Genomic DNA, 17278 nt, shown 5'->3' with positions numbered 1-17278 from the left:
CTATTGAGTCGCCTTCCGAAGCCAAAGGCAGCCATCCATTCTTGATGTAGAACGCGAGCAATGCATCCTGAGGAGTTTCGGGATCGGAGAGGATGACTACCTGGAGGAAGAGTGGCGTGTGGATTGGTCAAAATGCACCAAGAACCTGCGGGATTTCCCCACCGCCACCACCAATGCGTCACGTCCGGCCGAGTAGCCAGCCAACTCTTCCTCAGCCGCTGAGAGCTTCTGTCCGTTGACGCTCACCGCTCCTTGGGTAATGAGCCGCCGCGCTTCACTTTTCGACTTGCACGCTTTAAGCAGGACGAGTGTTTCAGCAATCAAGCACGGCTCGGCAGCCGACACCCGAACCGTCGGCACGGTGCTTGCCAAGACATCCACGACGTCATTGCTCAACTGCCCAAAGTCATCGGAGAAAATCACGGCGCTCACACGGCGGGCTAAATCGGCTTGTTCTGCACCGTGCACCCTTGCGGTGAGATAGTCCGCCAGAGCCTTTTGAGGCAGCCGCAGTTCTGGGCTGCCTTTGGCCAGTTCCTCTACTTCTTGCTCGGAGTAGTCGGTTAGCCATCTAAGAAAGCGCGGCGCATCATCATCGGTGGAGTTCCACCAGAACTGATAGAAAAGGTAGGGCGAGGTCAGCTCAGGATCCAGCCAGACGGCACCTTTCTCCGACTTGCCGTATTTCTTTCCCTCCGAGTTTGTCAGGAGAGGCAGGGTAAGCCCATGCACCGTACTTCCCGCCACGCGCCGCACCAAATCCACTCCGGATACAATGTTCCCCCACTGGTCCGAAGCTCCCATCTGGATCGTACATCCGTAAGTCTGGAACAGATGAAGGAAATCGTAACCTTGAAACAATTGGTAGGAGAACTCGGTGAATGAGATCCCGTGGTCACGGTCTTCCAGTCGTGAACGAACTGATTCACGGGTGAGCATCTGATTCACCGAAAAGTGCTTCCCAATGTCCCGCAGAAACTGGAGGACCGGCATCCCACCATACCAATCGCCGTTGTTCACAACGATTGGCTCCGGGCCTTCGGTCCGAGCAAACAAGCCCTGTAGCTGTGCGGCGAGCATCCCGATTCGCTTCAGGACGCTGGCCTCGTTTTCCAGCTTTCTCTCCAGATCCTTTCCGGAGGGATCGCCGATCAAACCCGTCGCCCCTCCTAACAGGATTATGATTTGCCCCCCCCGCCGGCGAAACCTGTCCATCGTCAAAATGGGAATCAAGCTTCCCGCATGCAAACTGGTGGCCGATGGATCATATCCCACGTACAAGGTCGGACGCTCGGCCGCGGAAAAATCCGGCTCTACGAGTTCCGCCGTCCTCTGCTTCAAAAGTCCGCGCGCTTCGAGCTCCTCAAGAAACGGCTTCTCTAACTGATTGACGTACATAGAAAAAGGGTCTTTCTCGCGATCTTCAGTTCGCCTCGCTTAGGGTCGACTCTGCGATCTGGGAAAAAGACTCTCTGCTCGATGAGAGTGAAACAAGCGCAATACATTCTTCGGCGGTCCGGAACAACAGATGCCGATCCCAGAGTCGCTCGATCGCCGCATCGAGTTCTTCAGGTGCGACATCAGAGAACTTCGAGCGAAGCTCACGGCGGCTCCGCAACTTCTGGCAAAACTCAAACAAGCTGATTTCCAACGCATTCGAAATCTCGACCTGGTAACATTCATTCCCGATCTGGTGGTCGATCCTTACGAAATTCAACCCACGGCGAGCCCGCCTCCTCGGCTTCAAGAGCCACATGCTCCGCCACTCCTCCAGGAGCTCCAAATAGGGGCCGTGATCAGGATCCTGCACACCATCGGCGCGCTCAAAACCGAAACCGGCATTGAATGAAATCAGCATGCCAACCCGGGCGGCAATTTCGTCAGGATAGCCGATCACCTCGTCGGAAGGAAGCAGGCGCTTGATCCCGTACTTCTGGTAGTCGTTCATAATCGCGCTGCCAACGGAAACCCGGAACTCCGATAGCCGGGGCGGCTGGAAATACATCAATCGTCGCATATTCTCTACGGATTCTTCCAGATTCTGCTGAACCTCAAAGGGAGAGCGGTAAATATTGTTGTAAACCAGCTTGATTCCGCGCTCGGCACAGTAGCGTAGAAGCTCCACATATTTTGCCAAGCTCACCCCTTTGTTGAAGGACTTCAGCAAACCGGGACTAAACGACTCTATCCCGATTTGAACCGTCTGAACGCCAGCCGCAATCATTACATCGAATTGGGGAACGCGCACTAAACCGGAGAGTTCCACCATGAAGCTCAAATCGTAGCCCAAGTTGCTGATTTCCTCAAAGATCGGCGCGTTGAAGGCCACGTCCGGATCGGAGGTCACAAAATCGAGGATCTGGTAATCTTCCACGTATCGTTGGATCTCCTTAACCACTCGCGTCGGAGTTTTCGTGCGAAATCCCCCCCGGGTCGGCAAGCCCTCGATGCAGAAGCTGCATCGGCCCCAGCGGCACCCGCGGACCATCTCCACTGTGGCCCGGGGAGTAATACTCCTGCTGCGGGCCTTGAGCTGAACAAAATAGTCGGAGTAATCAGGAAAAGGCAGGTCATCGATGTCGCCAATCGACTCTATCGAGGGGTTCTCTTGAATGATGCCGTTGACTTGGTAAATCACTTGGGGAACTTCCTCAATCGGTCTATCCCCACGGATGTGCTGGCTGAGTCTCCACAGAGCTGATTCGCCTTCGCCGACAACGATGAAATCGATCCACGGAAAAAGGGCCAACGTGTTGCGTGCCGGCTCCCCGTGCAGAGCGAGGCCCCCTAATACGAACTTGGTATCCGGCATGCGCTCCCGGACGGCTTTAGCCGTCGCAATTGACCCCAAATACTGCATATGCGTGGTCGTGAACCCAACCAGCGCAGGCCCGAGGGCGACGATGTCGTCCGCCACCGATTCCGTGAAGGCCCGGATTCGCTCCAAACAGCTCCGGGGATCCATTTTCCCTCCGGATTTCTCGTAAATCCTTGCCCCAATGGCTTCGGAGCACTCAGGGAAAAGCAGCATTCCATAGAGATGATCACCCAAGAAGCGAGAATGAATCAGATCGATCTCTTCATCTGAAAAGAATCTGTCGGTTCCCAAATAGTAGTGGCGTCCCAAGGCATCGATTCCTTTTGACGTGAGAAACGACTTCAGGGCTGCCACCTGAACCGACATCATATCGGCGAGATTCCACGGCAAGGCCGCAACCAGAACGGAATTCATAAACGCTCAATCAGATGCTTGTGGCCGTCAAACTGTTGGCACGCATTGCACCACTGCTTGCGGAAATCCTTATCATTGAGCATACGGCTGTGCACGTCCAGAAAGGCGCTGCCCTCCAACGGAGCGCGGTTAAAGGGCTGGACTTGGGGAAGGTAGAAACAAGGCCGACATGTGCCGTCCGCATGAATGACAAGGCTGGTAAGCGGAACATCACACAGCTGGTCCTCCTCCTCATAGTCGGCATTCTCCGAAACGCATTGGAAGAATTGCGCCTTGCGCCTCAGATTCCCAGAGGACTGGCCAAGCAGCTTGTGTTTCTCGTCAGCCTTGATGATCCATTCCAAATCTGCCGCCAAGGCGCTCGCTTCCGAGGGCGTCACTTCAACCTGCTTTAGGGTCTTGCTTCGGGTAAGTCCGGAGCGGCCAAAGGAATGAGGCTTGAAATCGGGAACGCGGAAGAAAATCCGGTTCACTTGTAGCTCGATCGCCAATTCGTAGATGAGGCGAATGCTCGCGATATTGCAGGCCTGCAAAACACAAGAGATTGCCAAATCAGCCGAGGTTTCAACCCTTAGTCGCCGGATCCAACCCACAGCATGATCAAACAAGTCGATCCCCCGGCTTCCACGATAGGTTTCCCGATCCGCCCCATCCAACGAAATCATGTAGTGGGTTACGAGGTCCCTAATCTCCTCGAAGCGAGTCTCCAAGCGTGTGGTGCTCGTAGTCAAGGTTGCTGTGGCTCCAGCCCTGCGGACGGATCTCACAATCTTCCCTAGGTCGGGGTGCAAGCTTGGCTCTCCTCCTGAAATGCAGACCACCGAGACTCCGTTCTCCTTGATGAAGGAGGCAACCTTCTCTTCCACGAAGTCTGAATCAATGAACTTCGGATTCTTGGTCAGCCAATAGTCGCACAGCGTACATCTGGAATCGCAGGCGTCCGTAACGAGCAAGAAGATCCGATTAAAATACATAAGAGGCCACGCTCAAACTACTCGCTACCATTAGTCGGAAAGACCCGCCATTCCGATTGATCTCAGTGCGGCAAAACTGATCCGCTTGAAAATGGGGAAGAGCTACCCAAAGATCCACGATACCCAATGACACCCATCATAAAGCAAATCCTGAAGGGTAATTACGTTTAACCGCCCGATTCACGGAGGGGCGAATGAGCGCACCCACACGATCGGGCTAGTCACACAAACGCCATTGGGCCAGATCTCTTGGATCACTAGTCCTCCGTGCCTGGATAGTATGCCTTCGGAGCATTTTCGAGGGGCACTCCGATGGCCGCGGCAAGTTTCGCTGCCGGGGAATCTTTGGTGACCGTGCCCGAGGTGGAGGAGGCCAGATCAGTTGATCTGCCCATTTCCCCAGCCAGACTTGATGACTCCAAATGGACTTCGCTTTTCTCTTTCATTGCGATTCACGCTTATGAGCAAAGACTGCCGCTGTCAATGTCCTAATTGCTCATCACGGGTGGAATCAACGCGACTTCGGGAGACAGGCCTCCGAGTTCCGCTCCGAACCCAAACACTATCCCCTGAAGAGAGCGCGGGACACTTGAGATCCTTGAAACCTTTCGAATAAAGGGCGCTTGAGGGCAGCCGAAGCTTCTTCCGAAGCATATCCCAAGTTGGCTTTGCCGCCAGATTGCAATGCCAACTTTTCCACGATAGCAGGGGCTTTTGTGTTGACGCCGACTTGGGCCCCATCTTAGACGAGGTGTGATATGAACAAAGAAGAACTTCCTTCGCAAGACCAGCCATTGTCCCGGCCTCCCATCACCCGGCGGAGCTTTGTGAAAAAGACCTCCGGGGTTACAGCCGCCACGGTGCTGGCATTTCACGGTTTCACGATCTCCGCGTATGCGGTCACCTCAGGCACGATGAAGTAAGGGATTTCGGCACGACCAGCCAGAAGCACGAAGCTGCGTGCCAAATGCCGCTATGCGCTAGGAGCAAAGATGTCAGGCACCTTAGAGGCTCTCTTCGTGACTTGGGATGGTCGCCAAGCAGAGTCTCCGTTGGGACGAAGGAGGAGTCGACCGACGATCGTTTGCAGTTCCCCTGCCTGCGCCCCTGACACACCTATTCCTTCATTCCTCTCTCTGGCATCTCTCGGAGTGCAGGACGGTGGCTTAGAGGCTTAGAGGTGCCCTGGCCCGGAGGGGTGGGCCATTTCCTTCTCACAATCATGCAAGACAGACCACTTTGAGCATTGTATCGGGTTATGGTGTTTGATTCTGAGCTTATGAAGCCAAAAAAGCGCTTTCTCGCATATACCATCGCATTTGACCTTAAAGGTGTTTCGGGCTGTCGGATTCTCGCCAAGCTCCTAACATCATCACTTTTGCGGACGGATTTTGATGGCGATATTGTCATCTTCCGCAATTCCCCCCAGCCGATCTTTATGATCCCGAAAGCGGGGGTCTATGAGGTCTTTATCGATGCCGATCGGCAGGACGGCGTCGAGCTGGCACACGAGGCTTGGCGCCAAAAATTTCTGGTTCGCCATCACTTCCCCGTAAGGGTCGAGAATTACGAGAAAGTTGTGTTTTTGGATGCCGATAGTTTGGCCCTTCGCAATATCGACCACCTTTTCGATTCAAAACATGACATTCTATATGCCCCGGAAAGGGGACTTCACGCAACGAGCGCACAGTTCTCCTGCTTTTTCAAAGAGGATGATCTCCCCTCACTTTCAGGGTGGGGAGTGAACAGCGGCACCATTGCCGTGCGCTCCGATCGATACTATCAGGTCATGGAAGATTGGGAGCAAATCGACCGTTCCGAGCCTCCGCAGCCGCGCTGCTGCAGTGATCAGGGAAGTTGGAACTTCCTCTTGAAGAACAAGCAATACAGCAAATGGCCTTTCGAGCGGGGCGAACTTCTTTTCCCCATGTATTTGCACACGCGATATGTCGAGTATTCGAAGGCTGCCCTCGTCCATTGCCTGGGCGGAAGCCTGGCGGAGAAAGTTAGATTCACCTTCGGTCTCTTCGCTTCCACGTTCTACTGTGATCCCACGGGACTGATTGTGGATATGTTAGATCCCTAAACTCAGAGGAGCATGCCTTCAATCAATTCACTCTTTCCTTTCCGAGCCTTCATGAATCGCGGTGATCGCCCTGAGCGGCGGTTTTCCACTTACGAGGAGTTCGACATCAATGGCCTTGACGTCGCGAGATGGGCTTCAATTCGGTTTGAGGATCTGAGGACGCACGTTGGTTATCCAACCGCGCGGCATGCGAGCCATGCGATCACCCTCAGGACTTTGCTCCGCCACGCATGGCAGCTGAGATCAAATGTCTTGGTCTTCGAGGACGATCTGGTCATCAATTCCGATCGGCTAGGCACCTTGGAATTGGACAATCTGCCCGAGGATTGGAAAATCCTTTATTTCGGATGCCTACACACCGAGGCCCCGGTTCCTGTCTCAAATTCTTTGGTAAAGGTAGCCGCGGCCTTGGATACCCACGCTTTCGGAGTGCGCTGCGAGTGTATCCCGGATTTGTTGCGACTCCTTTCTCCACGCAACGTAAATTACCGGAAGCATCCTCAGCCAACGGACGTCCGCATGCTCGATTTTCAGCGCGAGCATGCTTGCTACGCCGTATTTCCCAACGCCATCGGGCAGGCTCCCCTCGAATCTGACATCAACGGCGGGGTGAACCTGAAGTACCACGAGGACTGCAGTCAGGCCTGGAATGCGGAAGTTTTGGAGGGGCTTGATATGGAAACTTCTCCCGTTCTACTCCATGAAACTTAGCAAGTCGCTCACAAGGCCGCTCTTCGTTCTGGTCTTGCTCGCTTCCGGATTCTCTCTGGGCAGATGGACTATGGATCCTCCTGTGCGGTCAGCAGATCAAGCGGAGTCGAAGGGCCCCACCAAGGGCTCAGTCCGCCCAACCTCGAAGGAGAGAAAGGGCGACATGGAGAACTTGGAAGAGCGAATTCACAGGATAAAGCAACTTCAGGGAGCAGAGGTCAAACAGTTGACTCGGGAGGTTTTGCTGGAACCGAACGCTGCCAACAAATGGTACTTGCTTGGGCTCTTGTGTCAGAACATCTCCAGTAGCAATTGGAAGGATATCGAGCAGGCATTCAAGGACGAGAGTGCCGAGCGAGGCACCGCACGCCCTAGGGAATATGCCGTGTTGATGCAAAGCATCGGGGCGAAGGTGGGACGGGAAGCGGTGGAGAATTGGATGGGGAATCCGATTCTAGCTTCCATGGTGGTTGAAGGTTGGTCCCTCGAAGATCCCGACCGCGCCCTTCAGTTTCTCGATTCACTTGATGAGAGCAAGCGAAAGCCCCTCGAAACGGCGACGTTGAAGGGCATGGCGCGCAACGATCCTCGGACAGGATTTGAATACGCGTTGAATTCGCCTGCTAGAAACGACGAATTCCTGGAGATTGCCTTGCAGTCTGCCACGGAAAGTCTGGGGTTGACCGGGGCCGTCGATCTTCTGAACGCCTCTTTGGACAAGCTTGAGCAGAGCGGTCAAGAAAGCAAAGTGAACCCGGCGTCCTATTTCGATGTGATCGCCCGGAAGGTTGGGTTCATGTCGAATCGCGCTGGCGACCCGAAGATCCTCTGCGATTTCCTAATGGGTTCAAAGGAATCGTACAAGATCCCGGCCGATATCCTTGGTGAGGCCGCTGGCAGTCTTGCTCGGAATCAGCCAACTGAAGCCTTGGCATGGTGGCAGAAGATGGTCCCCGAAGCGGACCGCGGCAGGCCCAATGCACCCGGCTTGGGGGGGCTTTACGATGGGCTGATGAAGGATCCAAAGCAACTCGAAGACTGGCTCTTGGCGCATACCAGCGATTCGCTCTACGATGGCCTCGCCTCAAAAATGCTTTCCGACAAGCGAACCTCGGCGGGATTGTCCGACAAACTGCTGGCCAACATCAACAGTAGCGAGTTGAAGGAGAAATTGTCCAAGGAAAGAGAGGAGACTAAGGACAAGTAAGCCCTCCTTGGCGAAGCACAATCTCAGCGAGAAATCAATTGCCTGGCCGGGAAACCAATCCTGCAAGCCTTTGCCTGACGGAATATCCTAGCATTGCTCTAACATGTCGAACTGGGTGCAGCGAAATCTTTCCGGGGATGAAGCGACGACGATTTATCCGGTCCAGCTTCAGAATTTGGGCAATGCACGGGTGTTGAGTGCCAATGTTGAAGCGCTGCAATGTGACTTTCCTAACGCCTTCGGCAAGATGTCGCCGCCGGAGATCCGCCATTGGCTCGGGGCGAATTTGGCGATGCTTACAAGCCGCCAGCTGATCGAGAACCCGGCTTTCCAAATCTTGAAGCGTAGCCCTGGCGAGTATCCTGAACTTACCGGGATGCGCCACCCGTTGATGGGGAGGTGTACTTACTTCTGTCCTCCGGATTTCGATGATATGACATTCGAGTTGAAGGGTTCTGGGGCGTCCCCTTCCTTCTGGCTGCAAGATCGTCCCACGCACGATGGCCTGCAAGATCTCACCCGCGGCTTTGTGGAGTATGTGGCATCACGAGTGGTTGACCGGATCGCGAACCGAGTGGGTAGCTATGGTAATCCCCACTCGGGCTGGCGGCCGGCGAAAGTCTATGCGCTGATTGAGATTCCAGTTGAAATCTTCCGTGAGAACCGCATGGCTCCGGCGGTGATCATGGTGAGGGAAGCAAGCTTCCGGAGCCGCTGCGATCTCGTTCACGGAACGGATGAGAACATCACAAGGATGCTGGATATGGAATACACGCTGAGGACCTTCGGCCTGTCCTTGCTTTCACATCCCCTTTATAGCGTGAGTGAGCGGGGCGCTACCCGCTACAATGAGGACGGAACGATGCAAATGTTCTTTCGTGCAGACGACAGGGAGCACAAGAACTCCCTCCGCGAGTTTGCGGTCCAAGTTTGTGGTTCGGAGGAACTGGAAGCCTATATCCTGAATATCCAACTCAATTCCGAAACCGCCGGAGGCCCCCGCAATATCGTGGTCGACTTCGAGCACATAAAGTCGCGGGGAGACTTGGATGGCCGCCCGGCAGTCATTCCAGTCGCGGAAGCCCCTCTCAACTTTGGAGGGATTGTGGAGCGAGAAGCGTTGCAGGATGTCCCTCGCCGCGGAGGTGCGGATCGGATTTCGGAACTTTTCGCGCTGGCAGATGCCGGGAAAGTGATGGAGAAGTTCTATTGGCCGAGGTGCGATAGCTGCCGGTCACGGCTTCCTTCGATTGGCGGACAAGTCCTTGCTACATACGAACATCTCCGTGACTCGCCCCAAGAGCTTGCCGGGGAGATCGAACAAATCGTAAACACTGCGATCGCACGAGTGGACGAATGTGAAGTTCTAGACGAGGTCTTCTGATTTCGAAGGGATCCACAGCCGTATCCGTTTCATCGTCCTCACCAAGTTTTCCGGAGATAGCTTCTCGCCCGCTGGCGTCCTCCCAAGCGAGGCAAGGCCCAGCCACTGACCGGCGCAAGGATTTGACCTGATTGACGGCATCAGTCTGGGGGGACGGTGCGGTGAAACTCCACCAGAAGGATTAGAGGCGAAATTCGCACCTTACTCGAACAGCCACCCGTACTCGGTGTGCGGGTGGGCGAAGAGCCCTTGGCTGTATAAGAAGCACTCGAACTCTCCCTGAGACTTGCTGTTAAACGATTGCACAGCGCGAGTATGCACCACGGGAAGCGCATCCACAATGCCCTTCGCCCCCACCGGGATATAGTCGTAACCCCATCCGCTGTGGCTGCCAGGATCTACATATGAGTAGACCGTCCGCCACGCGTCCCGCGTGAATACTGGTGCCATGATTTCCACGAAATTCGTGAGCCTTCCCACGATCCTCCTTGGAGCTGTTCCCTCCGACCCTCGCCATGGCGGACACGGCTTGCGGGACGTGATCGCGTGGGAAAGACAATGGGGTGATTCGATCGCCGGCTGCGCCATTGCCAGATGGTTTATCTGCATGATCCTGACGAACCTTGCCGGATCGAATCCTTTGATTCCCAAATCGTCGTCCCAGAAGAATACGTAGTCGTAGTCCGCGACCACATCGGGGTGGAGATTGCGGTAAGCCAAGGGCCATTTGTAGTCTCGGTCACGGATCGCCCGTACATCCTCCGGAATTCCCAGTTCCGCCTCGTCGTACTGTAGCAGGAGGCAATCCGCACCAGCATTCCGGAAGACGTCCAGCGTAATTGGCAACAGACTCGATGCCGGGGCGCCGACCGGCGAAACGTAGAGCATGCGCGGCGGGACGGTAGCGGGAGTGAGACGCACGGGAGCCAAGTCACGCTGCGCGGTTGGAACGGGGAAATGCAACATCCCCGGCACGTGTTCCACCGGTCCCCGCCAATGCCAAGTCCGCTCACCGTACCATCGCCTCTGCCGTTCTTCCGGTGTGAAACTCCCCAAGCCGCCAATGTCCTCTATCTTGAGCTCCGCCAAGCTCACCAGCGTCGGAATCAGTGCCTCAGGATGCCCTTCCCAGCCATTCGCAATCCCGGCAAGGATCGCTTCCGCCGCACGGCTGCTGAGACGCATCAGAGGCAGCAGCGCGGCAACCCCTTCGGTCACTGCCACGGGCTGGCCTCTTTGCTTCAAGGAAGGCCACCAATTCCAAGTAGGGTCCTCCGGTCCTGCCCGCACTACGGTGGCCAGGAGGTCCGCGTCACACCGTATAAAGGCCCCGCGAAAATCCTCCCAGTTTCCGTCGAGATGCACTTCCGGGTCGATGAACCAGCGATACTCCTCACCGGATATCAGGAACTCTTCCAATTGTTCTTTCGTTCCGTTCATATTATGGATCGCAACGGACATCTTTCTCTACCGTGTCCAGTGGTAGGCCAAGTGCTTTGCTCAACCGCTTTGTAACATGGACCAACTCGTCCTCCACCCGCAGCCTGCGCGCGGCACATGCCCTGCCGTTCCGGGAAATCCGTGCATAGAGGTCGAGATCTTCTTCCAGCCGTGCGTGATGTTCCAGCAGATCGGAAAGATCCGCCGCAACCGGCACGAAATGGAACCAGAGCTCCATCTCGCCCCACTACAAGCACAGGCCGTCCGGTGGCCAACAGCCACTTGAGGCGAGCAGAGTAGCCTCGCCCGGGGCAATCGACCCAATATTTGAAGAGCCGGTGGTCCGGCAGCGAGACCTGTCTGGTTTTTGAAACGAGAGACATCGGATCAATGCGGCTCCGCTCGACATCAAGCCGATCCGGATAGGCTTTCGCCAGCTTTCCGCGCACAGGATACTGCATGGTGCCGATCGAGAAGACCTTTGGATAAGCCCATTCCCGCTCGTCCTCCAGCATCTCTTCCATCATAGCCTCTGCATCCGGCACGCCGATCTGCGGCCAGCAAAACGCATAGGTACAGGGAAATGGCAACCAGGGTCCATTATTGCCTGTCAGTGTGGCGCTGCAAAAATTTAACGCTCTCATCGCGAGATCCACCGAGGGCGGCGAATCCCCATAAAAAACCGAGCCATCTCTCCCCTCAAAAAGGTGCGGCCAGTTCAGCACTAAATCCTGTAAGAACTCGAACGCGCAATCCCCACGGTTTTCGTATTGGGTCAGAAGCGTCTTGTGGATGCGTCCACCTTCCACATGGAATTGAAGTTGGTTTCGGTGCATGCAATCGAGGAAATGCGGGGATTCCAACAAGACTATGCTTGATATAGGCCCGATTTACCCATATCTGATCCCCTCACAAACCACAGGAGCAAGGCTCCAGGCTCAATCAGGTAATCAAGTGACACGATGGGGTGAACTTTGGGGAAACTTTGGCTCAAGATGTTCCGAAAATAGACGCTGATGATCCGGCCAACGACAGCTTGCTGGGGTCGCCGCGATGGCAATACCCCACCTAATGCTCAGATTTCACCACGTGTCTCGCCGCGGCGAGACAATGACAAGCAGATAATGCACTCGGAATCACCTTTCCCCGTCATGAGTAAGGGTCCGAACCCGATCATCTTCCGTGGCATGGTCCACCACAGCCTGCGTCCTGCGGCGGATAGTCTGCGCGAGCATGTCACCGGACCGTTGGCGAAGCTCGGAGATGTGGATATATCCTTCCACTCTTGGGATTCAGTTCGGATCACGCCTCCCTGGGCAGGCGAAAGCGGCGTGGTAGTTGATGCGGCGGAAGTTTCCCGCTGGCGGCCGGAGGCGAAGGGGGGAGGCGAACCCTTGGACGATTTCGAATGCACGATCGGCAAAGCCATCGAGATGGACCGAGGATTGGAGCCGGAGAAGACTGCGTTGCGTAAGGCCCTTGGGCCGAGGCAAGAGCCGGACACAACAGACAGGCCTATAAAGGAACGCTTCCTCATTCTAGCGCGCCAAGACAGTCCGGCGGCACGGCGATTGCGGCAGCTCCTCTCTCCGCTTGGGCAGGCGGAGATAATCCTTGATAGCCCGGGCGAGAACGGCATCTGGTATGGCGACGACGTGGTGAAGGGATACGGAGGACTGATGAGCAACTCATCCCCTTTTCCCATCATTACAGCATGGTCGCGCGCGATGTATCATCTCGAGAGGACCCTTCAGCAGGACGAGGCAGTCTGGTTCGTGGAGGATGACGTGGCGGGAAACCCCTCTTTCTTCGAGGCGCTGGTAAGGGAGACCGCAGCTTCCGGCGCGGATTTCTCCGGCATTGATGTAGTCTCCCGAGAAAGCGATCCAGCTTGGGATCACTGGAATCTTGCTGAACCTTGGTTTCGTGATCCATGGCGCGCCTTCAAGCCACTCAGCCGCAAAAGTGCGCGGCTTATCCGCGCGGCGCTGGACTTCCGGGAGAAACACGGCTGCTTCACCTTTCACGAGATCCTCTTCCCCACCTTGGCAAATCAAGCGGATCTGCGCTGTCTGGACTGGATGCGTAGCCGCGACTTCCGCCGACTGCTTACGGTTTTTCGCTTCCGGCCGATTGTGAAAGAGGTCGCCGCCGGTGTCTGTCACCCTGTGAAAACGGAGCCCGCCCACGAATTGATTTGCACACACCCGCAGCCGCCATCGCCTCGACTGGAGCCTCTGAATCTTGCCGGTATGCCGCGGTTCTCCGTGGCGGCCTTCGCTGACTGGTCCCTCCAATGCGAAGAATATGCGTGGCTCGTGCGCTTCTGCAGACGCAGCGGCGCGCGGACGGTAGTGGAAATCGGTTGCGGGAATTCGACGCTTGCACTGCTCGATGCAGGATGTCGAGTGCTCTCGCTCGAAGCCGACCCCGAATGGCGGAACCACGTATGCCGGGGGCTTCACCAAGAGCGAGAAGTGGAGATCCGTGCACCACAGAAAGGTGGCATGCCGCGCCCCGATGACGTTGTTTTTCGACCGGACTTTGTCCTCGTGAATGCCATTTTCCCGGGGCGGGCTGGGAACTTGGAAGCGGTGTGTACCTTCGGGCTTTCCGTCGCGGATCAAGTGCTGCTCCACGATACGCGGGCGCGCAATGCCGTGGACCTATTGGCGGACCTGGAGGCGGCCGGATACCCTGTGCGTCGTCTACCGAGCTCCCGCGGCTTGGCATGCATTGGCCCGCGCCAAACGGTGGCCAGAAGCGGCTACTGGCGCGAGATTGCGAAGGGCTATCGTGGAATAAAAAATACGGGATGGTTCCGGGAAGATCTGGAGCGCTGGGAAATCTGGTTCGCCTCGGAGGAACCAGTGAGAGCACTTGAGATTGGAGCATCAGATGGCGTGAGCGCGAATGTGATGTTGGACATTCTCTTCACCCATCCCGCAAGCGAAGTCCACTGTGTTGAGCTCCACAATCCCGCCAACGAGCTTTCGGTGCAAACTCGAGAGGCCTTTGTGGAGAATCTTACCCGCCGCCAGGACGGACGAGGTATCGAACTCTACCACGGTAACTTCGCGGAAGTTCTCGCTTGGATGATTGCTAGCGACGACTACTGGGAGAGCTTCGACTTTATCCATTTGGCTGCCTGCGAAAATCCGCCGCATGAACTCCTGTCTGCCGCCTGTCAGGGCTGGAGCCTTTTGAAGCCAGGCGGCGTAATGGTTTTCGGAGGTTTAGATCACGGCAGCTCGGCCCCGCCTCATTGCGCTTGGTCTGCCTTTGAGGCCGCCTTCCGAGACCAAGGAGACGTTCTCTTCGAGGACAATTGCGCCGCTTTTCGCAAAATTGGAGCGGCTTGCACTGGAAAAATGACCAAGCCTCTCAAGGGGGACTAATCAGGGAGCTTAGGCGCGGCAGCAGCAATTGATCTAGGATAGCGTGCCGCACTCCGACGTCGTCGCGCTGAGGGTGGACAGCATCTTCTTTATTTCTCCTACGAGGACGCCGGTGGGAGCGCGGAACGAGCCGACGTCTGCGAAGCTTTGTTTAGGCCAATGAGGGGCTCTGGTTCCTCTCCGGGTATTTGTCCCGAGCGGGTGGGGAGGCGCTCCTCCGAGCGAGGGGAGCTGATTGCAGCGAAATAAGATTCGAGTGGTGGCCGATGGGTTGGACGTCCCCTGACGGCTGAGCATCTACGAGGTCTGGTGGTGAGGATGGCCCACGAGAATCGAGAGGAGATCATTTCAGCATTGCTCCCGTATCTGGAGGACTCCAGCGACTATAGCCGCTACTTGGATGCGATGGCAGCGAAGGGCAGTCCGTCCGCCTCCCTCCAGGTCGCGAAGGCACTATTGATGTCGTATAGCTTTTCCGGGGACCAGGGGCTATTGCGGGAAGCGATCGATGCGCTGAAAGTGGCTTGTGACAGTGAAGATTTTGCGAGCAGGCACATCTATGCTGCTGCCGTGGCGGCACAGGCTGTGAAGGATGCCGGCTCCGGCAATGCGAATTTGACCGCCGCTGTGAAATGGCTCGCGGAATCGGCGGACAAAGGGAAGCCGGTGCCTTACGACTTCAGGTGTCCGCTCGTGGGCGATATCTACGGTGTAAAGGAACTCTTTTCCCCGGCATTCTACGGTGCTGTCATCAATCATATCCTGGCAGTGCGGGTGACGTCGTCTCCGGTGCTCGATGCGATCTCGGGAGACCGGCTTTCCAAGCTCCCCGGTGCCGACAAGATCAAAACGGCGACAGAAGAATTCATCGACAAGCAAGCACGGCACAAGGAAACTCAGGACAAGTCGCGCGAACTGTGCAGGCTAGCCATCGCCTCCTACGAGCACATCTTGCGCGATGCCTTGACGGACGATGAGAGGTGCCTTGCGGAGCTGCTGCGTTACACCGCGAAGTCGGATACCGAGACGAACAGCCCCGTGGTGCTGAACGACTGGATCCACAAATCCGAAGTAGAATTCCAGCGCATCCGGAATCTTTACGTGGGGAAGCTAGGAGAGCTTTGATTCTACAACTGCTGCAAGTTTGCGGCGCGGATCACCCCGTCCCAGATCAAACACGATAAATCCGATCCGACGGCAAGCCTGACGGCCTATACATACGAGGTGGATGCCCGGAATGAGGCGAATGCCCAACTGCAGAAGGCGCGGGAGTTCCGGAAAGCTCAGGAAGAACTTGCCCGCCAGCAGGAGATCAAACGCGCGGCCGAAGCCGAGGAGACGAGAAAGAAATTGGAGGCGCTGGCTGCTCAAAGGCAGGAAGCCCTCAACAAGTGCCCTCCTGATCAGAAAATAAAGGAGCTCATCGGCGACTACTTGCAGGGCAGTTCTTCCCAAGGAGACGGGAGAATTGCATCTTTCTTCGATCCCTCGGGAGCCTTCTCGTTCGACAAGGTTCTAAGCCCCCAGGAGATCGAGGCGAATCATCAGGAGCTTCTCAAAAACAAGTACGAGAGCCTCACGATGCGAGTGCTTTGTTATGGGGCCCGGAATTTTCAGGGGAAGATTTGGACGGCCGATGTGGCACTGGCGGTTTCCGCATTCACCCGCGAAAACGAGGCGAAGCAAACCATCAGTTATCGCCGATATGAAATCGTTGACACCACCACGGGGCCGAAAATTAAAGGGGAGCGGGTCGTGGCGTATTTCTTCCTGCATGAGAAGGGCTATTCATTGTCATCGCCCGGCCGCGCCGTGGTGAATTCGCCGGATGGATTCCTGGCATTGCGATCGGAACCAAGCCGAACCAATCCCTCCTCCTTGATCATGAATCTCCACAATGGGGACACGGTCGAGTATTGGCCTGTGGCCTTCAAGGTTCACGATGCCGAGAAGAAGGCGGATATCGAATGGTGCTTTGTGAGGACGCAGGATGATGTGGGCGGGATGGTATCGATGCTCAACTTGCGGCCCATTTCGCCCGCTCCGAGCGTTCTGAGAGCTCTTCCACCAGAGTAAGGCTTCCGCCGCTAGGGATCGATCTGTGTTGCAGATAGTTCAACGTCTCATTTGGGAGCGCGCCTGCTAGGCTGTTTGGTGCCTCGACGAGCCCACCATTGAAGCGGGCTAAATCTCGTGTGCCTTCATCTACATCAAGATTGAAGTGTTAAACGTGCGACCAAGAACCGCCGGTCTGCCTCGAGGAGGTGCTGAGCGTGGCACACGCAGCAAATGATTTGGAGAAAATTCTCTAGTCCGCGTAGTGCCCAGAAACTCGATCGTCGCGGAATTATCTGATTTTCAGTATTCATCGAGCCCACCTGATGGGGGCTCACTTCTGGACTGTGCAACGGGTGTCACTCTGCCACCCTACTGCGATGGGGATCGGAACTCTCATTCTGATAGCTCTGGCAGGTTGAATCAACCGGCAGTAGCAGGACGTCATTGAGTATCTTCAGGAGGAGGTTCGTGTGCTGAGGGAATTGCAGGGGAGGAGGCGTAGGAGGTCCAGCTACGGTCAGAGGAGAAGGCTTGCCGCAAGATTTCTTGATCATGAGGTCTAGGCGCCTCGTCCTTCGCCAGCGGAGTGCGCCGACTCTCTTCTACGTAGACCCGGAGCTTTGATATACCCAAGGGGAATCTTTACGGAGCGCGGCCGAAAGCGAGTCGTTTCAAGCTTCTGGGGGCTTTCCTGGCACGCTGGCTTTACGAAAAGCCAGGCGGTCCTCGTAGGCTCCGGGAGCCCTTGGGCAGGGGAGGGAAGCACTGTCGCTTCGGCGTGGAGGGTG

At 56.0% G+C, this 17278-nt stretch carries 12 protein-coding genes; 7 read left to right on the top strand and 5 right to left on the bottom strand.

Going from position 1 to position 17278, the window contains the following annotated elements; genetic code table 11:
• Positions 1-96: 96 nt before the first annotated feature.
• Genes tyrS through WKV53_RS27130 form a run of 3 tightly spaced genes read right to left on the bottom strand, consistent with a single transcriptional unit; the run spans position 97 to position 4206 of the window.
• Complete coding sequence (tyrS, locus tag WKV53_RS27140) at positions 97-1398, bottom strand: tyrosine--tRNA ligase (protein WP_341407989.1); 1302 nt, start codon at positions 1396-1398, stop codon at positions 97-99.
• A gap of 25 nt (positions 1399-1423) precedes the next feature.
• Positions 1424-3232, bottom strand: a complete 1809-nt coding sequence (locus WKV53_RS27135; protein ID WP_341407988.1) for a radical SAM protein — start codon at positions 3230-3232, stop codon at positions 1424-1426.
• Positions 3229-4206, bottom strand: a complete 978-nt coding sequence (locus WKV53_RS27130; RefSeq protein WP_341407987.1) for a radical SAM protein — start codon at positions 4204-4206, stop codon at positions 3229-3231. Before WKV53_RS27130 ends, WKV53_RS27135 begins: the two co-directional genes overlap by 4 nt.
• 1279 nt (positions 4207-5485) lie before the next feature.
• Between WKV53_RS27130 and WKV53_RS27125 the strand changes: the two genes are divergently transcribed.
• From WKV53_RS27125 to WKV53_RS27110, 4 genes are all read left to right on the top strand, one after another.
• Positions 5486-6292: a hypothetical protein gene (locus WKV53_RS27125; protein ID WP_341407986.1), complete on the top strand. Its 807-nt coding sequence runs from the start codon at positions 5486-5488 to the stop codon at positions 6290-6292.
• A 12-nt stretch (positions 6293-6304) separates the two neighbouring features.
• A complete protein-coding gene (locus tag WKV53_RS27120) occupies positions 6305-7003 on the top strand; it encodes a hypothetical protein (RefSeq protein ID WP_341407985.1) in 699 nt (232 codons plus the stop codon).
• A gap of 163 nt (positions 7004-7166) precedes the next feature.
• Positions 7167-8210, top strand: a complete 1044-nt coding sequence (locus WKV53_RS27115) for a hypothetical protein (RefSeq protein WP_341407984.1) — start codon at positions 7167-7169, stop codon at positions 8208-8210.
• Positions 8211-8313: 103 nt separating this feature from the next.
• A complete protein-coding gene (locus WKV53_RS27110; RefSeq protein ID WP_341407983.1) occupies positions 8314-9594 on the top strand; it encodes a hypothetical protein in 1281 nt (426 codons plus the stop codon).
• 201 nt (positions 9595-9795) lie between these two features.
• Here the strand turns inward: WKV53_RS27110 and WKV53_RS27105 are convergent, their stop codons facing one another.
• Positions 9796-11055, bottom strand: a complete 1260-nt coding sequence (locus tag WKV53_RS27105) for a DUF707 domain-containing protein (RefSeq protein ID WP_341407982.1) — start codon at positions 11053-11055, stop codon at positions 9796-9798.
• Positions 11036-11272 (bottom strand): hypothetical protein, encoded by a 237-nt coding sequence (locus tag WKV53_RS27100; protein WP_341407981.1) that lies wholly within the window; start codon positions 11270-11272, stop codon positions 11036-11038. Before WKV53_RS27100 ends, WKV53_RS27105 begins: the two co-directional genes overlap by 20 nt.
• A 913-nt stretch (positions 11273-12185) precedes the next feature.
• Between WKV53_RS27100 and WKV53_RS27095 the strand changes: the two genes are divergently transcribed.
• The 3 genes from WKV53_RS27095 (at position 12186) to WKV53_RS27085 (ending at position 16508) form a co-directional block, all read left to right on the top strand.
• Complete coding sequence (locus tag WKV53_RS27095; protein ID WP_341407980.1) at positions 12186-14432, top strand: hypothetical protein; 2247 nt, start codon at positions 12186-12188, stop codon at positions 14430-14432.
• Between the two features lie 318 nt (positions 14433-14750).
• Positions 14751-15557, top strand: coding sequence for a hypothetical protein (locus WKV53_RS27090; protein ID WP_341407979.1), 807 nt, complete (start codon positions 14751-14753; stop codon positions 15555-15557).
• A 225-nt stretch (positions 15558-15782) separates the two neighbouring features.
• Positions 15783-16508: a hypothetical protein gene (locus tag WKV53_RS27085; RefSeq protein ID WP_341407978.1), complete on the top strand. Its 726-nt coding sequence runs from the start codon at positions 15783-15785 to the stop codon at positions 16506-16508.
• Positions 16509-17278 lie beyond the last annotated feature (770 nt).

The sequence above is a fragment of the Luteolibacter sp. Y139 genome, from assembly GCF_038066715.1.
Taxonomy (GTDB): domain Bacteria; phylum Verrucomicrobiota; class Verrucomicrobiia; order Verrucomicrobiales; family Akkermansiaceae; genus Haloferula; species Haloferula soli.
This window is presented reverse-complemented; position numbering and strand designations above follow the sequence as displayed.